Consider the following 25,210-nt stretch of genomic DNA (forward strand, 5'->3'; position numbering starts at 1 on the left):
TCACGCCTCCTCCCGATCCGGTCGGGCAGCGTCATCACCCACAACCGACTCAACCGCCGCGACAATGCGGGAATAGGTACCGCAGCGGCAAAGGTTTCCACTCAAGGCTGCGACGATATCATCGCGAGAGGGCGCGTCGTTGTGCTGCAACAGGTGCGCAGCGCTCATGATCTGGCCGGACTGGCAGTAGCCGCACTGGGGCACACCATGTTCGACCCATGCCTTTTGCAAGGGATGCAGATTTCCATCCTGCGACAGACCTTCGATGGTCTTCACATCCCCACCATCGGCCAATTCTACCGGGGTGGAACAGGAACGCACCGGATGCCCGTTCAGGTGCACGGTACAGGCGCCGCAGAGCCCCATGCCGCATCCAAATTTGGTACCTTTCAGTCCGAGTTCATCACGGATCACCCACAACAGCGGAGTATCGCTGTCTATGTCGAGCATCCGCTCCCGGCCATTAACGGTAAGGCTCACGGCCATGGTTGTACTCTCCCCTGCTGCCCAGAGCACTGGCCCCGGCTGAGTTTTATTATTATGAACGCTGAGCGTTCTTATTTGATGACGTCGTTGCCGTCCTTATCCGTCCAGATCTTCCGTTCGCCGGTTTCCATTTTACCCTGGGAGTCCCAGACCTCGCGGTCGGTTGTTGCCTCTTCCACCTTGCCGTTGTCATTCCACATAACCCGGTCTTTACATCCGGCCAGTGCCGCTACTACAAAAAGTACCAACATCAGTTGCTTCACACTTACCTCCAAACCGATCTTATCGGCGTTGGTGAATAGTCAGGATCCGTGAATCTCACGGTTACGCTGTTTGTCGCGGTCGCCCTTGCGGACCATGACATAGACGGCGCCGGTGCCGCCATGGCGCTTCTGGGCCGAATGAAACGCCAGCACATCTTCCAACTCTGGCAGCCATTTGGCCAGATGGCTCTTGAGCTGGGCGATACCGTCGGGGTTACGCTCTCCCTTGCCGTGGAGAATAATGACGGATCGAAGTCCATAGCGCACGCAATCATTAATGAAGCCGAATACATCCCGACGCGCTTCTTCAACGGTCATCCGGTGCAGATCCAGGCGCGCTTCGATCGGGTATTGCCCAAGACGGAGCTTACGGAATACGCCATGCTGTATTCCGGGCCGTTGCCAACAGAGAACATCGTGCGCTGTCAGAGGCTCAACCATATCCGCCGTCAGTGGATTGCAGTCTCTGTGCGGCTGATCTATGGCGGACCGCTGACGCTCAAGGTGCCCTGGGGTCAGATCCTTTGGGGCTTTAACATCGGCTTTGTTCGGCTTCCGGATACGGCGGACATCCTTCATTTCCTCCAGGAAGCTCAGGCGCTCATCTTTGGTTGTCATGGCGATATCATTTACGGTCGAAGTTGCATGGACTTTACCACCCGGCTCACCCATCATAAAGGAGGCCCCTCGCCCTACCCACCGCCGGGCTGGGGCTGGCCCGCGCTCAGACAAACATCGCAGGGCCGGTAGATAGACCGTTGGTCTACACTTCAGGCTCATAAGCACGACAACGGACCGCGATTATGACTGCCTCATCGCAAGACAGTGCCCGTCCTCAGAATACCCGTGCCATCATGGCATTTCTGCGGGAGCATTCGCCTTTTTCAAACATGGACGATGCACATCTGGCCCATTATGCCGAGCACGCCTCGCTGAGATTCTACGCCGATGGCGATGTGGTACTGTCACCTGATGATGGCCCGGTTCAACGGTTCTACGTGGTCAAACAGGGCCGCATTCGCGGCGAACGGGAGCGAGACAAGGACGGAGAAACCGAAACCACGTTTGAAATAAGCCAGGGCGAATGTTTTCCATTGGCCGCACTGATTGGTGAACGCCCCACCCGCACTCTGCATCGTGCCTCCGGAGACACCTTCTGCCTGAGCATTGAACACGATACCTTTGTCATGCTGTTCTCGCAGAGTGACCCCTTTCGCGATTTCTGCCTGCGCGGTGTCAGTAGCCTGCTCGATCAGGTGAACCAGCGCATACAAACCGGCGCCATGGCCTCCATTGGTTCCAGTAACTCGCTGGATACCCCACTGGAACGCTATGCGATTCGTAACCCTATCGTCTGTTCACCAGACCTGCCGGTCCGCAAAGCGGTTGCGCGCATGCACGAGAACAGTGTCGGTAGCATCGTGATTACCGATGACAAACGGCATCCCACGGGCATATTCACCCTTAGGGACCTGCGCACCATGGTGGCTGAGGAGAAAGGCCCCCTTGATACGCCCATCGGCCAGGTCATGACCAGGAACCCCTGCTGCCTGACGGCCAACGCAGATGCATTTGAAGCCGCCATGCTGATGGCAGAGCATCACTTCGCCCACATCTGCGTGGTGGATGACGACCACCGACTGATTGGCATGGTATCCGAGCGTGATCTGTTTTCACTTCAGCGGGTTGATCTGGTCAACCTTGCCAGGACCATTGGTACTGCCAGCCATCTCCGCACCCTGGTGAGCCTCCGCAAGGATGTGTCCCGGCTGGTGGACGCCATGCTCGCTCATGGCGCCGATTCCGGCCAGGTGGTAAAAATCATTACCACCTTGAATGATGTCACCGTAAGACGGGTCCTGGAACTGAACATCAAGAAGAACGATCCTGGCATCCCTTTCACCTGGCTGACATTTGGAAGTGAAGGCCGGCAGGAACAAACCCTGCTAACGGATCAGGATAACGGCATTCTGTTCCAGACACCTGAGGGGATGACCGAACAACAGGTCAGGGAGAAACTGTTGCCCTTTGCAGAAACCGTCAACGAGGAACTGGCCGAATGCGGCTTTACCCTCTGCAAGGGTAATATCATGGCCAGCAATCCCAAACTGTGCCTTAGCGGCAGGGAGTGGGATGACTGGTTTGCCCGTTTTATTGATGCCTCAACCCCTCAGAATCTGGTGTACTCATCCATTTTCCTCGACATGCGAGCGGTATTCGGGCCGATGGAACCACTGGAAGCGTTGCTGGATAAAGTGCTCACACGCATACGCAAGAATGACCTGTTCCAGAAGATGCTGGCGGGCAACGCCATTACCCGCAAACCTCCCCTGACCATGTTCCGCAACTTCCGTTATGCCCCGGATGGTAAGAAAAACACACTGGACCTGAAGCGCCAGGGACTTGCTCCTTTTGTGGAAGCCGTGCGGGTGTTTGCTCTCGCCAATAGTGTTGGCACCGCCAACACATTGGAGCGCATGCAACAACTAGCTATAAAAGGTGTCTTTGACACCAAAGACGCCAACGCCTGGCAGGAGGCCTACAGCCTGATACAGGCTATTCGGATGAGGGCCCACCAGGAGATGCTGGACCGGGGCGACCCCCTGTCCAATTATATAAACCCGGACGACCTTAACCCGCTGGACCGCCGGATTCTTCGCGAATCCTTCCGCCAGGCACAACGCCTGCAACAGAAACTGGAAATCACCTACCAACTCTGAAAACCGGGTCAACTGTTATGCTGGAGCAGATCAAAGACTGGATCGAACGGCGCAAGGCCGGCAGCACCGGTGGTCACGACCGTGAACACTTGCCAACGCCAAAAACCGCTGGAGACCAGCGCTTGTCAGACTGCCGGCTGATCGTACTTGATCTGGAAACCACGGGTCTTAACCCGGCAAAAGACAATGTCATCGCCATTGGCGCGGTCGCCATCCGACACAACGCCATTGATCTGAGCGACCAGTTTGATCTGATCCTGCGCCGCCCGGAGCTGGATATCAGCGAGACAGTACTCATCCACGGTATCGGACCGGAAGCCCTAACCCAGGGGCATGAGACGGAAGACGCATTGCTCCATCTGCTGGAATGGATGAACGGCGACCCTATCCTTGCCTACCATTCGGCCTTTGACCAGAAATTCCTCGAAAAGGCCCTAAAGCAAACACTGGGATACACCCAGCCCCACACCTGGCTCGATGTCGCCGAAATGCTTCCTGCCTACTACCCCAACTCCAAAACCGGTGGCAAAGGACTGGACAACTGGGCCGATTTTTTCGACCTCGAAGTCAGCGCCCGCCATCATGCCGCTGCCGATGCCATGGTGACCGCTGAGTTAACCCTCGCAGTCATCAATAAGGCACAAAAAAACGGTGTCGTCAGCTTGCGTGACTTCAATGACAAACTGAAGTACTACCGACAACTGAAGAACATCCATCGGCAAGGCTAAAGCCCCCGGAACTGTGTCGCGTTTGCTGACGTTTTATTCCACAAATCACTGAGAATTAGACCTTTTGCCAATATCTATCTATCCCTTGACGGGTAAAGTCGATTAGGACATCACGTCGGAGAAGAACTATATGAATAATAATTTCTCTACAACCAACACTTCACAGAAAACCCACCCAACCTCCACAACAACAACACAGGAGTGATCCTATGTCAGGTCATGACTACGATGCTGTGAACTACTGGAAGGCAAACTTACGCCTTATATTCGGGAGCCTCATTGTCTGGGCCCTCGTGTCTTATGGGTTTGCGATACTGCTTCGCCCCATGCTTGCCGGAATTCCCATTGGCGGAACCGACCTGGGCTTCTGGTTTGCCCAGCAGGGTTCGATCCTTACTTTCATCGCGTTGATCTTCCATTACGCCTGGCGGATGAACAAGCTCGATGAAAAATTTGACGTGCATGAGGAGTAAGTTCGAATGAGTCAATTTGCCATTAACCTATTATTTGTGGGCGGCTCATTCGCCCTCTATATCGGTATCGCCATTTGGGCGAAGGCCGGTAGCACCAGTGACTTCTACGTTGCCGGCGGCGGTGTTCACCCGATCACCAACGGTGCGGCGATCGGTGCTGACTGGATGTCTGCGGCATCCTTCATTTCCATGGCGGGCCTGATTGCCGCCGGTGGTTATGCCAACTCTACGTTCCTTATGGGCTGGACTGGCGGCTACGTTCTGCTGGCCATGCTTCTTGCACCTTACCTGCGTAAGTTCGGCAAGTTTACGGTTCCCGAGTTTATCGGTGACCGCTTCTACAGCAAGAATGCCCGCCTTGTAGCGGTTATCTGTCTGATTGTAGCGTCCGTGACCTACGTTATCGGTCAAATGGCTGGTGCCGGCGTAGCCTTCTCTCGCTTCCTGGAAGTAGACGCCACCATGGGTCTGATTATCGCTGCCATCGTGGTATTTGTTTACGCCGTGCTCGGCGGCATGAAAGGTATTACCTACACTCAGGTTGCTCAGTACTGCGTACTGATTACTGCGTACACCATTCCTGCTGTCTTCATCTCCCTGCAGTTGACCGGTAACGCCCTGCCTCCACTTGGTCTGTTTTCCACTCACGTGGATTCCGGCATGCCAATTCTGGACAAACTGAATCAGGTCATCACGGATCTCGGCTTCAACGAGTACACTGCTGATGTGGACAACAAACTGAACATGGTTCTGTTCACCCTGACCCTGATGATCGGTACCGCTGGCCTGCCCCACGTTATTATCCGGTTCTTCACTGTGCCAAAAGTGGCTGATGCACGCTGGTCTGCAGGCTGGGCGCTTGTTTTCATCGCCCTGCTTTACCTGACTGCGCCTGCCGTTGCTTCTATGGCTCGTTTGAACCTGATGACGACCATCTACCCGGAAGGCACACAAGCAGAGCCGATCCAGTACGATGAGCGTCCTAACTGGATCAGAGAGTGGGAAGTAACCGGACTGATTCAGTTCACCGACAAGAACGAAGACGGTCGTATCCAGCTGTACAACGACTCGCCAGAATTTGAAAGCACGGCTCAGTCTCGTGGCTGGGAAGGCAACGAGCTTGTCGTTAACCGGGATATCCTGGTACTGGCCAACCCGGAAATCGCCAACCTGCCAGGATGGGTTATCGGCCTGATCGCTGCCGGTGGTCTGGCAGCAGCCCTGTCGACGGCGGCCGGTCTGTTGCTAGCGATATCGTCGGCAGTCAGTCACGACCTGATCAAAGGCTCGATTAACCCCAATATCACGGAGAAAGGCGAGTTGATGGCCGCCCGTATTTCCATGGCCGTTGCCATAGTGGTAGCCACCTATCTTGGCGCCAATCCCCCGGGGTTCGCAGCACAGGTAGTGGCATTGGCGTTCGGTATTGCGGCAGCCTCGCTGTTCCCGGCACTGATGATGGGTATCTTCTCAAAGCGGGTTAACAATGTTGGCGCGATCGCCGGTATGCTGACCGGCCTGGCCTTTACCCTCTCGTACATTTTTGTGTACAAAGGCTGGCTGTTCATTCCAGGCACCAATAATCTGGCAGACACTCCGGAAAACTGGGTTCTGGGCATTTCGCCGCTGTCTATCGGTGCCATTGGTGCTATCGTCAACTTTGCGGTAGCCTTCATTGTGTCCAACGCAACTGAAGAACCGCCCGTTGAGATTCAGGAACTGGTTGAAAGCGTCCGCTACCCACGTGGTGCGAGTCAGGCTCACGACCACTAAGCAACGAATCAGCCTGATTCATTGAATGAATTAGAAGGTTGATGATGAACGGGCTTCCTCTGAGAGGGAGCCCGTTCTTTTTTAAGGAAACCCTTTTTATGTTCTGGACGTTTGTCGCTACCGCCTTTTGCGGCCTGGGCGCCGCAGGTATTGCACTTGGTATTCGGGCCGCGACCCGTAACCTGGCGCCAAAGTGGATCATCCCGGTATTTGCCGGAGCCGGCATGCTGGGGTATCTCATTTATACCGAGTACACCTGGTTTGAACAGAAACAGTCCCTGATGCCCGAAGAGGCTGTCATTGTGGATACGGAGAGTAACGGCATACTCTGGCGCCCATGGACGTTTTTCTTCCCTTACATCAACGCTTTCTCGACAGTGGATACCAAAAGCATCAGTGAAACTGCCTCAAACTCAAATGTAGTGCGATTCACCCTGTATCGGTTCGAACAAAAAATGACCGACGCTGTCTCCCATCGGGTTCATATACTTAACTGTAATACCCGCGAACTTGTACCGCTGGGTTCAGACGGAACCCCAAGGCTTGATAACATGAAAAAATTGGGCCTGCAGGACAAACTGTTGAATACCGTTTGCGGCGAGTGACGATAACCCCAACCGCCCCCGAGAACCCCGGGTAGAATAAAAAGAGCGAATTATGATTAGTGCCTGGTTGCTGGTTTTAATTTCCATCACCTACATTTCGATTCTTTTTATTATTGCCTGGGCCGGCGACAGGCATCCCGGGCTGTACCGGCGGCGATGGGCCAGAACCCATATCTATGCTCTATCCCTCGCGGTTTATTTCACGTCCTGGACCTTCTATGGCGCCGTAGGCCGCGCAACCCAGGAGGGTCTGGGGTTCCTGCCCATCTACTTGGGCCCACTGCTGGTTTTCGTGTTTGGCGCGCCTCTTCTTCGCCGAATTATTTTTATCAGCAAACGCAATAACAGCACCTCCATTGCAGACTTTATTGCCTCCCGCTATGGCAAGTCTCAGTCCCTTGCCGCAATGGTTGCTGTGTTTGCGCTTGTTGGCAGCGTTCCCTACATAGCGCTTCAGCTCAAAGCAATCTCCATGGGTTTCAATGTACTTTCCGATTCAGGCACGTCGTATACCGAACTAAGCCCCGCCGCATGGAACGATTCCGCCTGGTACATTACTCTTGTGCTTGCCGTGTTTACCGTGCTCTTCGGTACCCGCCATCTCGAATCCACCGAGCACCACCGGGGCATGATCCAGGCTATTGCTTTTGAATCGCTCATAAAGATCGTCGCGTTCGTGGCGGTTGGGCTGTTCGTAGGTTGGGGGCTTTACGGCGGGTTCGGAGATCTTTGGAGCAACGTCCGCGATGCTGGACTGGTTGGCACCCTGACCACCGACAGTATTGAGGCTCCGGCCTTCATTACTCAGACCCTGGTGGCGATGCTGGCCATCATCTGCCTGCCGCGACAATTTCACGTCATGGTGGTGGAGAACACCGACCACCGGGATTTTGAAACCGCCCGCTGGGCGATGCCGATTTACCTGATTATCGCCAGCGCCTTTGTCCTACCTATTGCAGCCGCTGGCTTGTTATCCCCGGAGGCCAGCGCATCCGATCCCGACATTCTGATCCTGAACCTGCCAATTCTGGCCGGGGAGCAATGGCTCGCCATCCTGGCATTTCTGGGCGGTGGATCAGCGGCTGCAGCAATGGTCATCGTCTGTTCAGTCGCCATCGCAACCATGGTCAGCAACGAAATCATCATGCCGGCGCTGCTGAAGTTCTTCCGCCCACGCATGAACAAACGCTCGGATCTCAGCTACCTGCTACTCAGCATTCGACGGGTTGCTATCTTCGTGGTGTTGCTCACTGCCTACGGTTTCTATCGCATGGCAGGTGCAGATTACAGTCTCACAGCCTTTGGGCTGCTCTCATTCGCCGCAGCGGCCCAGTTCGGGCCGGCACTGGTCGGCGGTATTCTCTGGCGCAAGGGCAACCATACCGGCGCTGTCTGGGGCCTTGGCCTCGGTTTCCTGATGTGGTGCTATACCCTGCTGTTGCCCGCCCTGGCATCCACCGGCTGGTTGAGCGATACCCTGATTGATCATGGCGTTTGGGGTATTAGCTGGACAAGGCCCACGGCACTTTTCGGTTCTGAACTTGATCAGACCAGCCACGGTATTATCTGGAGCCTGGGCATCAACACCGTTACCTACATCGTTCTCTCCATGCTGACCCGACAACGGGTGCGGGAAAAGATCCAGATCGCCTCGTTCTTCCACGATCCCCAACCGAGAGCGGAGACGCCGCAGCAACAGAGCTGGCAGGGCGAGATCATGACCTCTGACCTGCAGGCAATCTCCGACCGTTTCATGGGGGAAGAGCGGGCCGAAGCCATCTTCCGCAACTACGAGCGGCGCAATGCCATTCGCCTGCACCCTCATAGGCCGGCTTCGTCACACCTGATGAAATTCATTGAGCGGCAACTGGCGTCAGTGATCGGGGCGTCCACGGCTCGTGTGGTACTGGAGTCCACGCTTACCGGGCGGGACATGCAGATAGAGGACGTTGTCAGCATCGTCGACGAAGCCTCGCAAGCCATGACCTTCAGCCGGGAATTGCTGCAATCGGCAATAGAGAACATCAGCCTGGGCGTTTCCGTCGTCAACCATCAACAACAGTTGGTGGTGTGGAACCATCGCTACCTGGAGCAATTCAGCTACCCGAAAGGCTTCGTCAGGGTCGGCCGGCCGGTGGAGGACCTGATGCGGTACAACCTGACCAGTGCCAATCTGCCAGCGAGACGAATCGACGAGGTCATTGCTGATCGCTGCGCCAGCATGCGCGAGGGTCGGCCGATGTCCTACGAGCGTCAACGCCCGGACGGCACTGTACTGAGGATTGACGGCAGCCCGATTCCCGGTGGTGGTTACGTAACCACCTTCCAGGACATCACCGCAATGCGGAGGACCGAGCAGGCTCTGAAAGAAACCAATATCTACCTGGAGCAGCGCGTCAAGGAACGCACCCAGGAGCTTCAGGTGATTAACGAGCAGATGCTCAAGGCAAAATCCGTGGCTGAACAGGCCAACCAGAGCAAAACCCGCTTTCTGGCGTCAGCAAGCCATGACCTTCTCCAACCCCTGAATGCCGCGCGGCTGTTCACGTCCGCTCTGGCGGGAAAAGCCAGGGACCCTGAAATGACCGAACTGGTGGACCACATTGACAGCTCGCTGGGCGCCGCCGAAGAAATCATCAGCACCCTATTGGACATCTCGAAGCTGGACGCCGGTGCACTGGAACCGGATATCGGTGTGTTTCCGGTCAACGAAATCATGCGGCACCTGGCAACCGACTTCTCAGCCATCGCAAAAGACCAGGGCCTGGATCTTCATGTCGTCCCAAGCAGCGCCTGGGTGCGGTCAGACTCGAAACTGCTGCGGCGCGTGATCCAGAATTTTCTTTCCAACGCCATTCGTTACACCCCAAGCGGGAAAATCCTGCTGGGCTGTCGGCGCCTGAAGGGGTATATCCGCATTGAGGTATGGGATACCGGGCCGGGTATTCCGGAAGACCAGCTTACTCACATCTTCGAGGAATTCCGTCGTTTTCAGCAGGGCCGGGACAAAAAGGGCCTTGGTCTCGGGCTCGCGATTGTCGACCGCATCTGTGGCATGCTGAATCACCCGGTGAACGTGCAGTCGGTTCAGGGACTCGGCAGCGTATTCAGCATCACCGTGCCAGTTGCGCCGGCCGAGCGCAGCGATCAGAACACCACCAAACATGCACCCGCCTCGCGGCGCGTATCAAGCCTGGGAGGCCTTCACGTGGTCTGTATCGACAATGATCCGGCCATCCTCCATGGCATGAGTGCCCTGCTGGACAACTGGCACTGTGACGTGACGACCGCGGAAAGCCTGGAGGATGCTCGGGACAAGCTGAACGGCACGAAACCGGACATCATATTGGCCGACTACCAACTGGACGATAACCGGAATGGGCTCGATGCCATGGATTCATTGAGGGACGAGATCAGCAATGATATACCTGGCATACTCATTACCGGCTATATGGCTCCCGACGTCAGGGAGGATGCGATCAGCAGGGGATATCAGATCCTTTATAAGCCGGTAAAGCCAGCGGCATTACGAGCACTGGTTAACAAGTTGCTGAAACAGAAACGGTCATGACCGAACCCACTACCAACGCCATCGGTGCCAGCTTCGGGAAACTCAGTTACCTGGTCGTCGACGACTTCGAGAATTTTAGATTGTCCATGCGGCAAATATTGCGGAATTGCGGCGCCGACAAGATTGAATCGGTCGCCAACGCCTCCGCTGCCGTCCAATACTGTGCCTATAACCATGTAGACGTGGTGCTTTGCGACTACAACCTGGGTGAAGGCAAGAACGGCCAACATATACTCGAGGAGCTCCGGCACAAGAAGCTCCTGAAACGTTCTTCGCTGTTTCTGATGGTGACCGCCGAAACCTCCAAGGAAATGGTAATGGGCGCCCGGGAATACCAACCTGACGGCTACCTCACCAAGCCTATCAACCGCGCCATGCTTGAAAAGCGATTGGGTGGCCTTATCGCACAACGCAATGCCCTGCTCCCCATCAACCGGGAGATCGATCGGGAAAATTTCCCCGAAGCCATTTCTCTCTGCCTGCAGACGCTACCCTCACAGCCCCGCTACAAGACCTGGCTGATGAAAACGCTGGCCGACCTCTATTACCAGGTTGGAGACTTCAGCCACGCCCTGAAGATCCATGACGACGTACTGAGCCAGCGCGATCTTTCCTGGGCAAGGCTTGGTCGTGGCAAAATCCTGATCGCCAACCAGAACTACGATGACGCGGCAGCAACCCTGAAAGAGCTGGTGTCACAACATCCGGATTACATGGAAGCGTATGACCTTCTTGCCGAGGCTCTCGAAAAACAGGGCCGGCCCACCCAGGCCCAACAGATTCTTGAGAAGGCGGCAGAGCACTCCCCCAACGCGCTGCTACGACACAAACACCTGGCCACCCTTGCCTCGTCCAATCAGGACATGCCAACAGCGTCCAAAGCCTGGCGACAAACCGTCAGCCTTGGCACCTACTCAATACACGACAACTCCGAACACTATCTTGCATTGGGCCAGTCACTGTCTGATCTCAGCGAAGGGGATTCGTCAAGTGAGGCCGCTGCCCACGCGGACGAAGCTCTGACCATACTCCGACGCATGGAAAAGCGGTTTGCCGGGCAAGAGGATATCAAGCTGAGGAGCCGAATTATCCAGTCCCGGGTTCATGCCGGCCAGGACCGAATGAATGAAGCCCAAAGCGCTCTGGACAGCATTGCGGACGAACTCGATCCTGATCTGATGCATCCCGACGCCTGCCTTGACTACGCCAAGACGCTGTTCCGCCTGGGCCGGGAGAAAGACGCCAAGGGCCTGCTCAATGCCCTTGCCATTCGTTGCAGTGACAACCCTCTGCTATTGCAGAAAATCGAGAGTTTGCTCGATGAACCGGTGGGCTTCCGACAAAAGCTTCAAGCCCGGTCGCTGAACCGTGATGGCATCAAGGCGTTCGAAGCAGGCAATCTGGAAGAGGCCGTGACCACATTCAACCGGGCACTGGATATCGTGCCCTCCCACGCGGCTCTCAACTTGAACCTGGTACAGGTATTGATGAAGCAACATCAGGATACGACGGGTGATCGTGAGCTCTTGAAACGCTGTGAAAGATGCCTGGAAAAACTCGTTGATCTGCCAGAGCAGCATCGCCAACACCGACGCCTGATCTCTTTGCGCAAGAAACTGGAGGGAATGATGTCATGACCACCAATGATCATGAGCAGTTGAGCCACCCCCAAAGTACACAGAGCATCGACTTTTCAATGGTGTTGGCGTCTGCCGTCCACGACATGAAAAATTCGCTGGGCATGTTGCTGAACTCCCTGGATGAACTTCGTCAGGAGCAGGCAGAGACCGTCGGCGACTCTGCACGTTTCAACACCTTGCAATATGAAGCCGAACGCATGCACAACGATCTGGTGCAGTTACTGGGCATCTACAGGCTTGGCGAAAACAACCTGTCCGCCCATGTTGAGGAACACTTCGTTCCGGACTTCCTGGCTCAGCAAATGGCTCGCCATACACCGCTTCTTGAGGGGATGGGGATCAAGCTGGCAATCGAATCCGATGAAATCAATGGCTTCTTCGATGAGGACCTGCTGACCGGCGTACTCAATAACACCATCAACAACGCCATCCGGTACACCAAGAGTATGATCAAACTGACAGCAGCGATGCACGATGAGTTTCTGGTGATTGGCGTGGAAGATGACGGCAACGGATACCCGGAAAACATGCAGCACAATGGAACTCCCAGCTTCAAATCCCTGAACTTCAACAATGGAAGCACCGGTCTTGGGTTGTTCTTCGCATCATCGGTTGCCCAGCTTCATAGCAACGGTGACCGCCACGGATATATCAAGCTCCACAATGATGGCCGGCTGAGCGGTGGCGTATTCGAGATCTGGCTGCCATGATGGAACACAGCCAATACTTCAGGAAGGGAAACAATGGCTCGAGGTCACGCATTAATTGTCGATGATTCGTCGACGGCACGTATCATCCTGGCCCGCCTGCTGGAACGCGCCGACCTGACCACAAGAGGCGTCGCCAGCGCCGAGGAAGGCCTCACACAGTTACGTGAAGAGGCCTTCGATCTGGTTTTCCTGGACCACCTCTTGCCCGGAATGAACGGCTTGGAAGCCTTGGACGTGATCAAGGCAGACTCTGAGCTACGGCATATCCCGGTTTTCATGTACACATCGCAAAGCGCGGAGCGTTATCGTCAGGATGCCAAAGCCCGTGGTGCCGCCGGTGTGATTGGAAAACAAGTTGATCGGGAGCAACTCCTTACCACTATCGAGGCTATCCTGACTGATGCCTCCACCTTCCCTAGTCTGTCACCAATCGAAAACAACACCGGCGAACTTCTCGAACAAAGCTACACAAGACGACTGACAGGACGGCTCGCCACCCTGGAGATCGCCTATGAAGAAACCCACGACGAACTTAGGCAGCTGCGCAAAAGTGTTGCCCTATTGGAAGCCATGCATCAGGAAGGCCTTGATAGGCAGCGCAACCGACTGAAGTGGCTGGCGATTGGCAGTATCGCAGGCCTTGCAGGTATCGTTCTCTTCTTTAGTCTGGAATTGAGAGACCTGTCGATCTTGCTTGAAAGCCTGAACGGACAACTGGCCGTTATGCAGGAAATCGTGGGTAGTCTGGTCGAACTCGAGGAAGTGAGCAGGCAATAAAAAACCCCCGTCGGCGAAGCCGCGGGGGTTTTGGTATTAAGAGCCTGACGATGACCTACTCTCACATGGGCAGAAGCCACACTACCATCGGCGCTGGTCTGTTTCACGGCTGAGTTCGGGATGGGATCAGGTGGTTCCAGACCGCTATGGTCGTCAGGCAAAACGGTTGATCACTGGGTGGACGAGGTAGAACGGTGTGATGGTGATTTCGTTTGAGCGTGGCTCTCGCCTGCTCTTGCGTCATCCGCAATTGTCTTGGGTGTTATATAGTCAAGCCGCACGAGCAATTAGTATCGGTTAGCTCAACGCCTCGCAGCGCTTACACACCCGACCTATCAACGTCCTGGTCTTGAACGGCTCTTCAGGGACCTCAAGGGTCCAGGGAGATCTCATCTTGGAAGGGGCTTCCCGCTTAGATGCTTTCAGCGGTTATCCTGTCCGAACATAGCTACCGGGCAATGCGTCTGGCGACACAACCCGAACACCAGCGGTTCGTCCACTCCGGTCCTCTCGTACTAGGAGCAGCTTTCCTCAAATCTCCAACGTCCACGGCAGATAGGGACCGAACTGTCTCACGACGTTCTAAACCCAGCTCGCGTACCACTTTAAATGGCGAACAGCCATACCCTTGGGACCGGCTTCAGCCCCAGGATGTGATGAGCCGACATCGAGGTGCCAAACACCGCCGTCGATGTGAACTCTTGGGCGGTATCAGCCTGTTATCCCCGGAGTACCTTTTATCCGTTGAGCGATGGCCCTTCCATACAGAACCACCGGATCACTATGACCTACTTTCGTACCTGCTCGACGTGTCTGTCTCGCAGTTAAGCGGGCTTGTGCCATTACACTAACCGCATGATGTCCGACCATGCTTAGCCCACCTTTGTGCTCCTCCGTTACGCTTTGGGAGGAGACCGCCCCAGTCAAACTACCCACCACACAGTGTCCTTATCCCCGATAAGGGGACGAAGTTAGAACCTCAAACAGGTCAGGCTGGTATTTCAAGGTTGGCTCCACCATCACTGGCGTGATGGTTTCAAAGCCTCCCAGCTATCCTACACAAACATGCTCAAAGTTCACTGTGAAGCTATAGTAAAGGTTCACGGGGTCTTTCCGTCTAGCCGCGGATACACCGCATCTTCACGGCGATTTCAATTTCACTGAGTCTCGGGTAGAGACAGCGCCCCCATCGTTACGCCATTCGTGCAGGTCGGAACTTACCCGACAAGGAATTTCGCTACCTTAGGACCGTTATAGTTACGGCCGCCGTTTACCGGGGCTTCGATCAAGAGCTTCGCGCAAGCGCTAACCCCATCAATTAACCTTCCGGCACCGGGCAGGCGTCACACCGTATACGTCCACTTTCGTGTTTGCACAGTGCTGTGTTTTTAATAAACAGTCGCAGGGGCCTGGTATCTTCGACCGGCTTCTGCTCAACCCGCGAAGGGCGTCACATACCACCGGCGTGCCTTCTCCCGAAGTTACGGCACCATTTTGCCTAGTTCCTTTACCCGAGTTCTCTCAAGCGCCTTGGTATTCTCTACCTGACCACCTGTGTCGGTTTGGGGTACGGTCTCGAATAGCCTGAAGCTTAGAAGATTTTCCTGGAAGCAGGGCATCAATGACTTCCCGCCCTTAAAGGGCAGTCGTCGTCGCGTCTCGGCATTGTGGGACCGGATTTGCCTAATCCCACTGCCTACATGCTTAAACCGGGACAACCGTCGCCCGGCTCACCTAGCCTTCTCCGTCTCTCCATCGCAGCTATCCAAGGTACGGAAATATTAATCCGTTTCCCATCGACTACACCTTTCGGTCTCGCCTTAGGGGCCGACTCACCCTGCGCCGATTAGCGTTGCGCAGGAACCCTTGGTCTTCCGGCGTGGGGGTTTTTCACCCCCATTGTCGTTACTCATGTCAGCATTCGCACTTCTGATACCTCCAGCATGCCTCTCGACACACCTTCGCAGGCTTACAGAACGCTCCCCTACCCCGTGCACTTGCGTGCACAGCCGCAGCTTCGGTAACCAGTTTGAGCCCCGTTACATCTTCCGCGCAGGCCGACTCGACTAGTGAGCTATTACGCTTTCTTTAAAGGATGGCTGCTTCTAAGCCAACCTCCTAGCTGTCTGAGCCTTCCCACATCGTTTCCCACTTAACTGGTATTTGGGGACCTTAGCTGGCGGTCTGGGTTGTTTCCCTCTTCACGATGGACGTTAGCACCCACCGTGTGTCTCCCGGATAGTACTCACAGGTATTCGGAGTTTGCATCGGGTTGGTAAGTCGGGATGACCCCCTAGCCGAAACAGTGCTCTACCCCCTGTGGTATTCGTCCGAGGCGCTACCTAAATAGCTTTCGGGGAGAACCAGCTATCTCCGGGCTTGATTAGCCTTTCACTCCGATCCACAAGTCATCCCCTGGCTTTTCAACGACAGTGGGTTCGGTCCTCCAGTTGATGTTACTCAACCTTCAACCTGCTCATGGATAGATCGCCCGGTTTCGGGTCTATGCCCAGCGACTAAATCGCCCTATTCAGACTCGGTTTCCCTACGGCTCCCCTAAACGGTTAACCTCGCCACTGAACATAAGTCGCTGACCCATTATACAAAAGGTACGCCGTCACGGAACAAGTCCGCTCCGACTGCTTGTACGCATACGGTTTCAGGATCTATTTCACTCCCCTCACAGGGGTTCTTTTCGCCTTTCCCTCACGGTACTGGTTCACTATCGGTCAGTCAGGAGTATTTAGCCTTGGAGGATGGTCCCCCCATGTTCAGACAGGATGTCTCGTGTCCCGTCCTACTCGATTTCACTGGACTCAGGTTTCGGATACGGGGCTATCACCCACTATGGCGGCTCTTTCCAGGGCCTTCTCCTACCAGTTGTCCAGCTTAAGGGCTGGTCCCCGTTCGCTCGCCGCTACTGAGGGAATCTCGGTTGATTTCTTTTCCTTCGGGTACTTAGATGTTTCAGTTCCCCGAGTTCGCCCCGCACAGCTATGTATTCACTGTACGGTACCGGTCCGAAGACCGGTGGGTTTCCCCATTCAGAGATGCCCGGATCACAGCTTGTTTGCCAGCTCCCCGAGCCTTATCGCAGGCTTCCACGTCTTTCATCGCCTCTGACTGCCAAGGCATCCACCGTATGCGCTTAGTTGCTTGACTATATAACCCCAAGACAACTGATCTGTGCCTCACACTCAACAAGAACATCGTCCCCACCGAAGTGAACACAACCCTCTCATTCAGAGATGAGATTCAGAGACAGTCGCTCGAAGTCATATACAACCACTTCAACGACAACACCGGATAACGCTTGAAATCGCTATCACATTGAATCTATTCCTCTCGGAGATAATGAGAGAAATACACTCGTGTTCTATCTCGTCCAATTTGTTAAAGAGCAAATCTGACCCAGTGATCAGAAAGAAGGCCTTCAGCCACAACCCTTATTCGAGTCATAACACTGAAAAACTTGTTTCTGTACACTGACCGAAGCCAGGCATTCATCGATCGGTCCAGGTATTGGTGGAGCTGAGCGGGATCGAACCGCTGACCTCCTGCGTGCAAGGCAGGCGCTCTCCCAACTGAGCTACAGCCCCTAAAAGCCATCTACAAGAATTTTGCTGATCTAGGCGTGTTCGGGCGCCGCATAGCCTGCTATGCAAGTCCGGACACAACGACGAGCAGCGAAATTCTGGTGGGTCTGGGTGGACTTGAACCACCGACCTCACCCTTATCAGGGGTGCGCTCTAACCACCTGAGCTACAGACCCGGTTTTGCTTGTCCTCAAACAAGCCAAGTCGGGCCTGCATAGACCCTTTGCTCTCTTCTTAAGCCAACCAAGTAATTCGTGTGGACTCTGACCGAAGCATTCGGCTTCGTTTAAGGAGGTGATCCAGCCGCAGGTTCCCCTACGGCTACCTTGTTACGACTTCACCCCAGTCATGAACCACACCGTGGTGATCGTCCTCCCGAAGGTTAGACTAACCACTTCTGGTGCAATCCACTCCCATGGTGTGACGGGCGGTGTGTACAAGGCCCGGGAACGTATTCACCGCGACATTCTGATTCGCGATTACTAGCGATTCCGACTTCACGGAGTCGAGTTGCAGACTCCGATCCGGACTACGATGCGTTTTGTGAGATTAGCTCCCCCTCGCGGGTTTGCAGCCCTCTGTACGCACCATTGTAGCACGTGTGTAGCCCTGGCCGTAAGGGCCATGATGACCTGACGTCATCCCCACCTTCCTCCGGTTTGTCACCGGCAGTCTCCCTAGAGTTCTCAGCCGAACTGCTAGCAACTAGGGATAGGGGTTGCGCTCGTTACGGGACTTAACCCAACATCTCACGACACGAGCTGACGACGGCCATGCAGCACCTGTGTCAGAGTTCCCGAAGGCACCAATCCATCTCTGGAAAGTTCTCTGCATGTCAAGGCCAGGTAAGGTTCTTCGCGTTGCGTCGAATTAAACCACATGCTCCACCGCTTGTGCGGGCCCCCGTCAATTCATTTGAGTTTTAACCTTGCGGCCGTACTCCCCAGGCGGTCTACTTAGTGCGTTAGCTGCGCCACTAAGACTTCAAGAGTCCCAACGGCTAGTAGACATCGTTTACAGCGTGGACTACCAGGGTATCTAATCCTGTTTGCTCCCCACGCTTTCGCACCTCAGTGTCAGTATTGGTCCAGAGTGCCGCCTTCGCCACTGGTGTTCCTTCCTATATCTACGCATTTCACCGCTACACAGGAAATTCCACACTCCTCTACCATACTCTAGCCTGACAGTTCGAAATGCCGTTCCCAGGTTGAGCCCGGGGCTTTCACATCTCGCTTATCAAACCACCTACGCGCGCTTTACGCCCAGTAATTCCGATTAACGCTTGCACCCTCCGTATTACCGCGGCTGCTGGCACGGAGTTAGCCGGTGCTTCTTCTGTGAGTAACGTCAAGCCTCACGAGTATTAGTCGTAAGGTTTTCCTCCTCACTGAAAGTGCTTTACAACCCGAAAGCCTTCTTCACACACGCGGCATGGCTGGATCAGGGTTGCCCCCATTGTCCAATATTCCCCACTGCTGCCTCCCGTAGGAGTTCGGGCCGTGTCTCAGTCCCGATGTGGCTGATCATCCTCTCAGACCAGCTACGGATCGTCGCCTTGGTAGGCTCTTACCCCACCAACTAGCTAATCCGACATAGGCACATCCAATAGCGCAAGGTCCGAAGATCCCCTGCTTTCCCCCAAAGGGCGTATGCGGTATTAATCCGGGTTTCCCCGGGCTATCCCCCACTACTGGGCAGTTTCCTATGCATTACTCACCCGTCCGCCGCTCGTCAGCGGGGAGCAAGCTCCCCCTGTTACCGCTCGACTTGCATGTGTTAAGCCTGCCGCCAGCGTTCAATCTGAGCCATGATCAAACTCTTCAGTTTAAATCATACAAGAATCCGAAGATCCTCTATTCTTGCTCAAGACAAAACTCAATTTCGACGAGTCACTGTCCTGATATTTCGTGTCCGAAATACCTCGGCCAGCGCCCACACGAATTACTTGGTTAACTTTTTAAAGAGCGTTCGGGGCTTGCCCGATCAAGGTGGCGTATTCTACATCGAATCGCTGCCTTGTCAACCGCTTTCTGAAGAATTTTAAAACTCGAAATCTTCAATTAATTCAAACGGTTGTCTTTCAATTTCTGGCCCGCCTTAGCGGCGTGCCCCTCGAAAGAGATGCGTATTCTACAGAGCTCACTCGGACTGTCAACGGTTCGTTATAACTTTTTCAGGAAACCTGACGATTTATCGTCAAAGCTCGGTTTTCACGGCGGCCGCTGCCTGGGCTGCTTTCTCCCTGGCCTCGGCTATTGAGCTGCCGGACGCAAGGGCGACACCCATTCTCCGCCGCCCCTTCAATTCAGGTTTCCCAAAGAGCCTAAGAAATATGTCAGGTTGAGCCAACGCTTTTTCAAGCCCTGAATAGGCGACCGCATCCGAATCGCCCTCTGGCAATATCACTGCGGAGGCTGACGGGCCCTGTTGACGGATCGCTGGTATCGGCAACCCGAGGATGGCGCGCGCGTGCAAGGCAAACTCCGACAGATCCTGGGAAACCAGGGTCACCAACCCCGTGTCGTGAGGACGTGGCGACACTTCGGAAAACCATACGTCGTCGCCTTTCACGAACAGCTCCACACCATACACTCCATAGCCACCCAGGTTACTGGCAACCGCTTCCGCAATTTCCTTTGAACGGGCCAGCGCCTTGTCACTCATTGGTTGCGGCTGCCAGGACTCACGGTAATCACCGTCTTCCTGATGGTGCCCAATAGGATCACAGAATGAAATACCGTCGCGGTGTTTCACGGTTAGCAAGGTAATTTCGTAGTCAAAATCCACAAACCCTTCGACAATCACCCTGCCCTTGCCGGCTCGACCACCGGTCTGGGCATAATCCCAGGCGGCCTCAATATCATCGGCGGACTTGACCGTGCTCTGCCCTTTTCCTGAGGAACTCATAACGGGCTTCACCACCAGAGGCATTCCGATGGCTTCGACGGCCGCAAGATACTCTTCTTTCGACTCGGCAAATCGATAGGGCGACGTTGCAAGCCCGAGCTCTTCGGCGGCCAGGCGACGGATACCTTCCCGGTTCATGGTTAGATTGACGGCTCTTGCGGTGGGAATCACCCGATAGCCTTCCTGCTCGAGCTTCACCAACTCCGGGGTAGCAATCGCCTCAATCTCGGGCACGATGAGGTTCGGCTTTTCCGCTTCAATAATGCTGCGTAAGGCAGCACCATCGAGCATATCGACAACGTGACTCCGGTGGGCAACCTGCATGGCCGGAGCGTTGGCGTAACGGTCAACTGCGATAACCTCCACACCAAAGCGCTGGAGTTCAATCACAACTTCCTTACCCAGCTCTCCCGAGCCACAAAAGAGAACCCTGAAAGCATTGTCTTTCAGCGGAGTACCAATACGAACTGTGTCAGTCATGGAAGCTTCTGCCTTGCTGGTATCGGAGGTCAACGACCTAGATCAAAAATTTGCTTTCACGCTCGGCCACTTTGCGCAGCACTTCCTGGCGCTCTTCATTGCTCATCTGGGACCACCGCGTGATTTCATCACCACTGCGATGGCACCCAACACACATGTCGTTGTCATCAAGGGCGCAAATACTCACACAGGGCGAGCGCACCTTATCAGCCACTTTCATCACACAACCTCACCTGACGTCTTGACCATTACTTTAACCTTTCCTGATCTCAGCTTCTAACGCCTGCTCTGTCAGGGGAGCTCCCCAGGTGCTCCCATGCACCAGGTCGGACAGGGGCAAACGCGAGCGCCACCCTTTCTTCTCAAGCTCAGGCTGGGCGAGAAACTCACTAACGAAGCCCAGGCACAGATAGGCCAACGGATACACGTGTTCGGGAAGTTTCAGTGTCTTCGCCAGTTTTTCCTGATCCAGGATACTGACCCAGCCCACACCAATTCCCTCTGCCCTGGCTGCCAGCCAGAAGTTCTGCACAGCCAGGCAGGTACTGAACAGGTCCGTTTCGACAATTGAGTTACGCCCCAGCACATGAGTTCCTCCACGGCTTCGGTCGCAGGTGATGCATAGATTGACAGGGCTTTCCAGAATGCCCTGAAGCTTCAGGTTTTTATACTGCGCATTCCGCTCGCCTTCATAATTTTCCGCAGCTTTCTTGTTCTCTTCCTCAAAAATGCCAAGTACCGCGCGGCGCACAGCCTTGCTATCAATCACGAGAAAATCCCACGGCTGCATAAAACCGACGGACGGCGCATGGTGGGCTGCGTCAAGCAGTCGGGCAAGGACCTCCGGGGGAATCGGATCAGGAAGAAACTGCGAGCGTACGTCACGGCGCTCGTGGATAGCACGATAAAGCCCACTCGTTTCTTCATCACTGAAGGGGCGATTCTGGTCAGGTTGGTGAGTTTTGTTGTCTGTCATTCTTTGCCTCTAAATGCCGCCCATTGAGTCCCAGCAGATGCTTCAGGAACTCTGTGTCCAGACACTCTTCAACGAGATCCGCCAGACGATCCAGCTGCTCCAGACGGTGTGCCTTGTAGTCTACGGCCTGATGTTGGGTTCCCAAGCCCGCCCATTCCAGTATTTCGCTGGCCGCTTCTGGCTGATCGAAAATACCGTGGACATAGGTACCTATTATCTGATCGTCTTCACTCACTGCGCCTTCAGGCTGTCCATTCAGCGTCGCCATTGGGCGCTCAAGTGCGGGGCCGCGGGAAACACCGTTGTGCATCTCATAGCCCGTGAACCTCGCCCTTCCAATTCCAAGTATTAACTCTCCGGAAACATCCTTCAGCGTTTTTCCGGAAACCATCCGTGTCGTCATATTCAGCAATTCAAGGCCCAGCGTGGTGCCGGCATCTCCTTCCAGGCCGTCCGGGTCCGATACCTCCCGGCCCATCATCTGGAAGCCGCCGCAGATGCCAAACACTTTGCCGCCGTAACGGAGGTGTTTCCGGATGGCCTCCGGCCAACCCTGGGATCTCAGCCATTGAAGATCATGCCGGGTGCTCTTGCTGCCCGGCAACAGGATCAGATCCGCCGGCGGAATCGGCTGGTCAGGACCGATAAACTGGAGATTGACACCAGGATGAAGACGCAGTGGGTCGAAATCATTGTGGTTGCTGATGCGGGGCAACACCGGGACGATCACATTCAATGCACCAGGCTCGCTGGTGCCACTGGTGCCGACGCTGTCTTCTGCATCAATCACCAGACCGTGCAAATACGGCAATACGCCAGCTACGGTTTTATCAGTGCGTTCGACCAACCAATCAAGGCCTGGCTTCAACAAGGCAATATCGCCCCGAAAACGGTTGATAACGAAGCCTTTCGTGCGCGCTCGTTCGCTCTCGGTGATGAGTTCAAGCGTGCCCACCAGTTGGGCAAATACACCACCCTTGTCAATATCGCCGACGAGGAGCACTGGGCAATCGGCCGCTTCGGCGAAGCCCATGTTGGCAATATCATTCGCACGCAAGTTGATCTCGGCGGGGCTACCAGCCCCTTCGGCAATGATTACGTCATAGCGGGCACTCAGGTCACGCCATGCCTCCATCACAGAGGCCATCGCCTCGGCCTTGTAGGCATGGTAATCCAGAGCGTCCATATTGCCGTGAACCTTGCCTCGCAGGATTACCTGGGCACCGCAGTCACTCTGGGGCTTGAGCAACACCGGATTCATATCGCTATGCGGGGCGAGCCCGCAGGCCAGTGCCTGAAGTGCCGTGGAACGGCCTATTTCACCGCCGTCGACGGTAACCGCACTGTTCAGGGCCATGTTCTGGGGTTTGAAAGGCGCTACGGAAACACCCTGCCGCGCCAGCCACCGACACAGGGCGGCGACGACCGTCGTTTTGCCGGCATCGGAAGTCGTTCCCTGTATCATCAACGTGGTCATGGGTAGCCGCCTCTGTTACAGCTCGACACCTTTCTGGGCTTTCACACCCTGGTCCTTGAAGGCATGCTTCACCACGCCCATTTCCGTGACAGTGTCCGCCAGGTCCACCAGTTCCTGTGGTGCCGACCGACCGGTCACTACCACATGCTGCATCTCCGGGCGGCCCTGGAGGTCGTCCAGAACACGGTCGAGATCAATATAGTCGTACTTCAGGGCGATGTTGAGTTCGTCCAGCAGGACCAGGTCGTAGCTGTCGTCTTTCAACATGTTGGCGGCCACATCCCAGGCGGCATTGGCTGCCTCCACGTCCTGCTCCCGGTTCTTGGTATCCCAGGTATAGCCCTGGCCCATCACGTGATAACTCACGTTGGGCAATTCGCGGAAGAACGCTTCTTCACCGGTGCTGAATGCGCCTTTGATGAATTGCACAATGCCAACCTTCATGCCATGGCCGAGTGCCCGGGCCACCATGCCAAACCCGGAACTGCTCTTGCCCTTGCCGGGGCCGGTCAGCACCAGCAACACACCCTGCTCCTTCTGGGCTCGGGCGATGCGCTCCTGCATAATTTTCTGCTTTGCGTCCATGCGGCGAGCATGGCGTTCTGGGTCTTTGGCGCGTTCACGCATGATCAGGCTCCTTGTCAGTAAGCGGGCGAATGGCTTGCCCGCGAAAAATTTCGGCCACCAGTTCCGGGGCGGAGGGAAAATAACCGTGGAAATAGCTGGCCACCAGACCGTTCCGGCAATACACCGGCTCGGCCTCTGCACCCGCAACCTTGCGGGTTCGGGCCAGCGGGTGCCAGTCAGTTTCCAGTCGCGAGTGATGATAGGTATGGCCCCGCAACTGCCCTTGCTCGGCATTAAGGCTCTGCAGACCCAGCGCCTGCAGGCGGCCGGCCATACTGGCTCGACCCGGGATAATTCCGAGCAGGTTGTGGATCTCTCCGTCGTGGTCCGCCAGTTCATCCACACAGGTCATTAACCCGCCACACTCGGCCAGCATGGGTTTACCGGCGCTGTAGTGGTTGCGAATAGCCTCCAGCATCGGACGGTTACCGGCCAGAGTGGCACCATGAAGTTCCGGGTACCCGCCTGGTAACCAGAGGGCGTCGGCGTCTGGCAATGCTGAATCTGTCAGCGGGGAGAAAAAAGACAGTTTTGCCCCCATCGCCTGCAACAGGTCCAGATTGGCGCGGTAAATAAAACTCAGCGCTGCGTCCCGGGCAATGGCGATGCGAACGCCCTCAAGCAACGGTGGCGGGGACTCCGGGGGGGCAGCCTCCAGCGTCACGGGAAGCGGCAGGCCGTCCAGCCCAGCTTCGGCAAGGACGCCAGCAGCGGAGTCCAGGCGCTGCTCCAGATCGCCCAACTCGCCGGCCTGAACCAACCCAAGATGCCGGTTTGGGAGACTCATGGCCTCGTTTCGGGGAATTGCCCCTAGCAGACTGATGCCTTCAGGCAGGCTCTCCCGCAGCATAGCCCCATGGCGGGGGCTGCCGATGCGGTTGGCAATCACCTGATAAATCGGAAGCGCGGAGTCGAATTTCGATAACCCCAGAGCCACCGCTCCAAAGGTCTGAGCCATTCCGCGGGCATCAATGACCGGCAGAGCGGGAATACCCATCAGCTTGGCGAGGTCCGCACTGGAAGGGTCACCATCAAACAATCCCATTGATCCTTCCACCAGAATAAGGTCGGCATCCTGCGCGGCTTCCACCAGACGCCAGCGACACTCGTCCTCGCCCGTCATCCACGGATGTAACTGGTACACCGGCTGTCCGGATGCGACTTCCAGCACCATCGGATCCAGGTAATCCGGGCCGTGCTTGAACACCCGTACCTTTCGTCCGGCATTTCTATGCAATCTCGCCAGTGCTGCAGTCACCATGGATTTCCCCTGGCCAGAACCTGGTGCGGTAATCATTGCGGCTGGTACGGTTGCTTTCATCAATGCCACCTTGTCGGGAAATATGGGAGTACGCAGTGGTGGGGCCATCCCGTCCGGGACACGCTGTAAATACATCCCTG

The 25,210-nt window shown here is 55.5% G+C and carries 18 protein-coding genes, 2 tRNA genes and 3 rRNA genes; 9 read left to right on the plus strand and 14 right to left on the minus strand.

Going from position 1 to position 25,210, the window contains the following annotated elements; all coding sequences use genetic code 11:
* From MDG893_RS15605 to smrA, 3 genes are all read right to left on the minus strand, one after another.
* Nucleotides 1-486 (minus strand): (2Fe-2S)-binding protein, encoded by a 486-nt coding sequence (locus MDG893_RS15605; RefSeq protein WP_007154780.1) that lies wholly within the window; start codon nt 484-486, stop codon nt 1-3.
* 71 nt (nt 487-557) lie between these two features.
* A complete protein-coding gene (locus MDG893_RS15610; RefSeq protein WP_040474675.1) occupies nt 558-749 on the minus strand; it encodes a hypothetical protein in 192 nt (63 codons plus the stop codon).
* 39 nt (nt 750-788) lie between these two features.
* Nucleotides 789-1,367: a DNA endonuclease SmrA gene (smrA, locus tag MDG893_RS15615; RefSeq protein WP_040474678.1), complete on the minus strand. Its 579-nt coding sequence runs from the start codon at nt 1,365-1,367 to the stop codon at nt 789-791.
* 185 nt (nt 1,368-1,552) lie between these two features.
* Here smrA and MDG893_RS15620 point away from each other — a divergent pair, with 185 nt between their 5' ends.
* The 9 genes from MDG893_RS15620 to MDG893_RS15660 all read left to right on the plus strand — a co-directional run bounded on the left by MDG893_RS15620 (nt 1,553) and on the right by MDG893_RS15660 (nt 13,746).
* A complete protein-coding gene (locus MDG893_RS15620; RefSeq protein ID WP_007154783.1) occupies nt 1,553-3,469 on the plus strand; it encodes a putative nucleotidyltransferase substrate binding domain-containing protein in 1,917 nt (638 codons plus the stop codon).
* A 17-nt stretch (nt 3,470-3,486) separates the two neighbouring features.
* The gene (locus MDG893_RS15625) at nt 3,487-4,197 is read left to right on the plus strand and encodes a 3'-5' exonuclease (RefSeq protein ID WP_007154784.1); all 711 of its coding nucleotides are present in this window, start codon (nt 3,487-3,489) and stop codon (nt 4,195-4,197) included.
* Between the two features lie 209 nt (nt 4,198-4,406).
* Nucleotides 4,407-4,670, plus strand: a complete 264-nt coding sequence (locus tag MDG893_RS15630) for a DUF4212 domain-containing protein (protein ID WP_007154785.1) — start codon at nt 4,407-4,409, stop codon at nt 4,668-4,670.
* A 6-nt stretch (nt 4,671-4,676) separates the two neighbouring features.
* Complete coding sequence (locus MDG893_RS15635) at nt 4,677-6,443, plus strand: sodium:solute symporter family protein (protein WP_007154786.1); 1,767 nt, start codon at nt 4,677-4,679, stop codon at nt 6,441-6,443.
* Between the two features lie 98 nt (nt 6,444-6,541).
* Nucleotides 6,542-7,048: a hypothetical protein gene (locus MDG893_RS15640; protein WP_007154787.1), complete on the plus strand. Its 507-nt coding sequence runs from the start codon at nt 6,542-6,544 to the stop codon at nt 7,046-7,048.
* A 52-nt stretch (nt 7,049-7,100) separates the two neighbouring features.
* Nucleotides 7,101-10,619, plus strand: a complete 3,519-nt coding sequence (locus MDG893_RS15645) for a hybrid sensor histidine kinase/response regulator (RefSeq protein ID WP_007154788.1) — start codon at nt 7,101-7,103, stop codon at nt 10,617-10,619.
* Nucleotides 10,616-12,256 carry a tetratricopeptide repeat-containing response regulator gene (locus MDG893_RS15650; protein ID WP_007154789.1) on the plus strand — a complete coding sequence of 547 codons (1,641 nt, stop codon included), beginning with the start codon at nt 10,616-10,618 and terminating at the stop codon, nt 12,254-12,256. Before MDG893_RS15645 ends, MDG893_RS15650 begins: the two co-directional genes overlap by 4 nt.
* Nucleotides 12,253-12,969, plus strand: coding sequence for a sensor histidine kinase (locus tag MDG893_RS15655; protein ID WP_007154790.1), 717 nt, complete (start codon nt 12,253-12,255; stop codon nt 12,967-12,969). Before MDG893_RS15650 ends, MDG893_RS15655 begins: the two co-directional genes overlap by 4 nt.
* A 33-nt stretch (nt 12,970-13,002) precedes the next feature.
* On the plus strand, nt 13,003-13,746 hold the full coding sequence (locus MDG893_RS15660) for a response regulator (RefSeq protein ID WP_007154791.1): 744 nt from the start codon (nt 13,003-13,005) through the stop codon (nt 13,744-13,746).
* A 42-nt stretch (nt 13,747-13,788) separates the two neighbouring features.
* Here the strand turns inward: MDG893_RS15660 and rrf are convergent.
* The 11 genes from rrf to MDG893_RS15715 form a co-directional block, all read right to left on the minus strand.
* A 5S ribosomal RNA gene (rrf, locus tag MDG893_RS15665) occupies nt 13,789-13,904 on the minus strand.
* A gap of 108 nt (nt 13,905-14,012) precedes the next feature.
* Nucleotides 14,013-16,908: ribosomal RNA gene (locus tag MDG893_RS15670) — 23S ribosomal RNA — on the minus strand.
* A 361-nt stretch (nt 16,909-17,269) separates the two neighbouring features.
* Nucleotides 17,270-17,345: transfer RNA gene (locus tag MDG893_RS15675), tRNA-Ala, on the minus strand.
* A 96-nt stretch (nt 17,346-17,441) separates the two neighbouring features.
* Nucleotides 17,442-17,518: transfer RNA gene (locus tag MDG893_RS15680), tRNA-Ile, on the minus strand.
* Between the two features lie 111 nt (nt 17,519-17,629).
* A 16S ribosomal RNA gene (locus tag MDG893_RS15685) occupies nt 17,630-19,169 on the minus strand.
* Together the 16S, 23S and 5S rRNA genes with 2 tRNA genes alongside form the textbook arrangement of a ribosomal RNA operon.
* A gap of 369 nt (nt 19,170-19,538) precedes the next feature.
* A complete protein-coding gene (gene purT / locus MDG893_RS15690; protein WP_007154792.1) occupies nt 19,539-20,729 on the minus strand; it encodes a formate-dependent phosphoribosylglycinamide formyltransferase in 1,191 nt (396 codons plus the stop codon).
* A gap of 37 nt (nt 20,730-20,766) precedes the next feature.
* Nucleotides 20,767-20,949, minus strand: coding sequence for a DUF1289 domain-containing protein (locus MDG893_RS15695; protein WP_007154793.1), 183 nt, complete (start codon nt 20,947-20,949; stop codon nt 20,767-20,769).
* 33 nt (nt 20,950-20,982) lie between these two features.
* Nucleotides 20,983-21,705 (minus strand): 5,6-dimethylbenzimidazole synthase, encoded by a 723-nt coding sequence (gene bluB / locus MDG893_RS15700; RefSeq protein WP_007154794.1) that lies wholly within the window; start codon nt 21,703-21,705, stop codon nt 20,983-20,985.
* On the minus strand, nt 21,677-23,182 hold the full coding sequence (locus MDG893_RS15705; RefSeq protein ID WP_007154795.1) for a cobyric acid synthase: 1,506 nt from the start codon (nt 23,180-23,182) through the stop codon (nt 21,677-21,679). Before MDG893_RS15705 ends, bluB begins: the two co-directional genes overlap by 29 nt.
* A gap of 15 nt (nt 23,183-23,197) precedes the next feature.
* Nucleotides 23,198-23,809 (minus strand): cob(I)yrinic acid a,c-diamide adenosyltransferase, encoded by a 612-nt coding sequence (cobO, locus tag MDG893_RS15710; protein WP_007154796.1) that lies wholly within the window; start codon nt 23,807-23,809, stop codon nt 23,198-23,200.
* Nucleotides 23,802-25,130, minus strand: a complete 1,329-nt coding sequence (locus MDG893_RS15715) for a cobyrinic acid a,c-diamide synthase CobB (RefSeq protein ID WP_040474676.1) — start codon at nt 25,128-25,130, stop codon at nt 23,802-23,804. Before MDG893_RS15715 ends, cobO begins: the two co-directional genes overlap by 8 nt.
* Between the last annotated feature and the right edge of the window lie 80 nt (nt 25,131-25,210).

Origin of the sequence: Marinobacter algicola DG893, from assembly GCF_000170835.1 — a bacterium.
In the GTDB taxonomy this organism is placed as follows: Bacteria; Pseudomonadota; Gammaproteobacteria; order Pseudomonadales; family Oleiphilaceae; genus Marinobacter; species Marinobacter algicola.

What these genes read in the sequence shown, in the direction of transcription:
- MDG893_RS15630 (WP_007154785.1), top strand. Translation starts at nt 4,407, where the DNA reads ATGTCAGGTCATGACTACGATGCTGTGAACTACTGGAAGGCAAACTTA.
- MDG893_RS15620 (WP_007154783.1), top strand. Translation starts at nt 1,553, where the DNA reads ATGACTGCCTCATCGCAAGACAGTGCCCGTCCTCAGAATACCCGTGCC.
- MDG893_RS15645 (WP_007154788.1), top strand. Translation starts at nt 7,101, where the DNA reads ATGATTAGTGCCTGGTTGCTGGTTTTAATTTCCATCACCTACATTTCG.
- MDG893_RS15605 (WP_007154780.1), bottom strand. Translation starts at nt 486, where the DNA reads ATGGCCGTGAGCCTTACCGTTAATGGCCGGGAGCGGATGCTCGACATA.
- MDG893_RS15640 (WP_007154787.1), top strand. Translation starts at nt 6,542, where the DNA reads ATGTTCTGGACGTTTGTCGCTACCGCCTTTTGCGGCCTGGGCGCCGCA.
- MDG893_RS15715 (WP_040474676.1), bottom strand. Translation starts at nt 25,130, where the DNA reads ATGAAAGCAACCGTACCAGCCGCAATGATTACCGCACCAGGTTCTGGC.
- MDG893_RS15625 (WP_007154784.1), top strand. Translation starts at nt 3,487, where the DNA reads ATGCTGGAGCAGATCAAAGACTGGATCGAACGGCGCAAGGCCGGCAGC.
- smrA (WP_040474678.1), bottom strand. Translation starts at nt 1,367, where the DNA reads ATGACAACCAAAGATGAGCGCCTGAGCTTCCTGGAGGAAATGAAGGAT.
- MDG893_RS15655 (WP_007154790.1), top strand. Translation starts at nt 12,253, where the DNA reads ATGACCACCAATGATCATGAGCAGTTGAGCCACCCCCAAAGTACACAG.
- MDG893_RS15635 (WP_007154786.1), top strand. Translation starts at nt 4,677, where the DNA reads ATGAGTCAATTTGCCATTAACCTATTATTTGTGGGCGGCTCATTCGCC.
- purT (WP_007154792.1), bottom strand. Translation starts at nt 20,729, where the DNA reads ATGACTGACACAGTTCGTATTGGTACTCCGCTGAAAGACAATGCTTTC.
- bluB (WP_007154794.1), bottom strand. Translation starts at nt 21,705, where the DNA reads ATGACAGACAACAAAACTCACCAACCTGACCAGAATCGCCCCTTCAGT.
- MDG893_RS15650 (WP_007154789.1), top strand. Translation starts at nt 10,616, where the DNA reads ATGACCGAACCCACTACCAACGCCATCGGTGCCAGCTTCGGGAAACTC.
- MDG893_RS15660 (WP_007154791.1), top strand. Translation starts at nt 13,003, where the DNA reads ATGGCTCGAGGTCACGCATTAATTGTCGATGATTCGTCGACGGCACGT.
- MDG893_RS15695 (WP_007154793.1), bottom strand. Translation starts at nt 20,949, where the DNA reads ATGAAAGTGGCTGATAAGGTGCGCTCGCCCTGTGTGAGTATTTGCGCC.
- MDG893_RS15705 (WP_007154795.1), bottom strand. Translation starts at nt 23,182, where the DNA reads ATGACCACGTTGATGATACAGGGAACGACTTCCGATGCCGGCAAAACG.
- cobO (WP_007154796.1), bottom strand. Translation starts at nt 23,809, where the DNA reads ATGCGTGAACGCGCCAAAGACCCAGAACGCCATGCTCGCCGCATGGAC.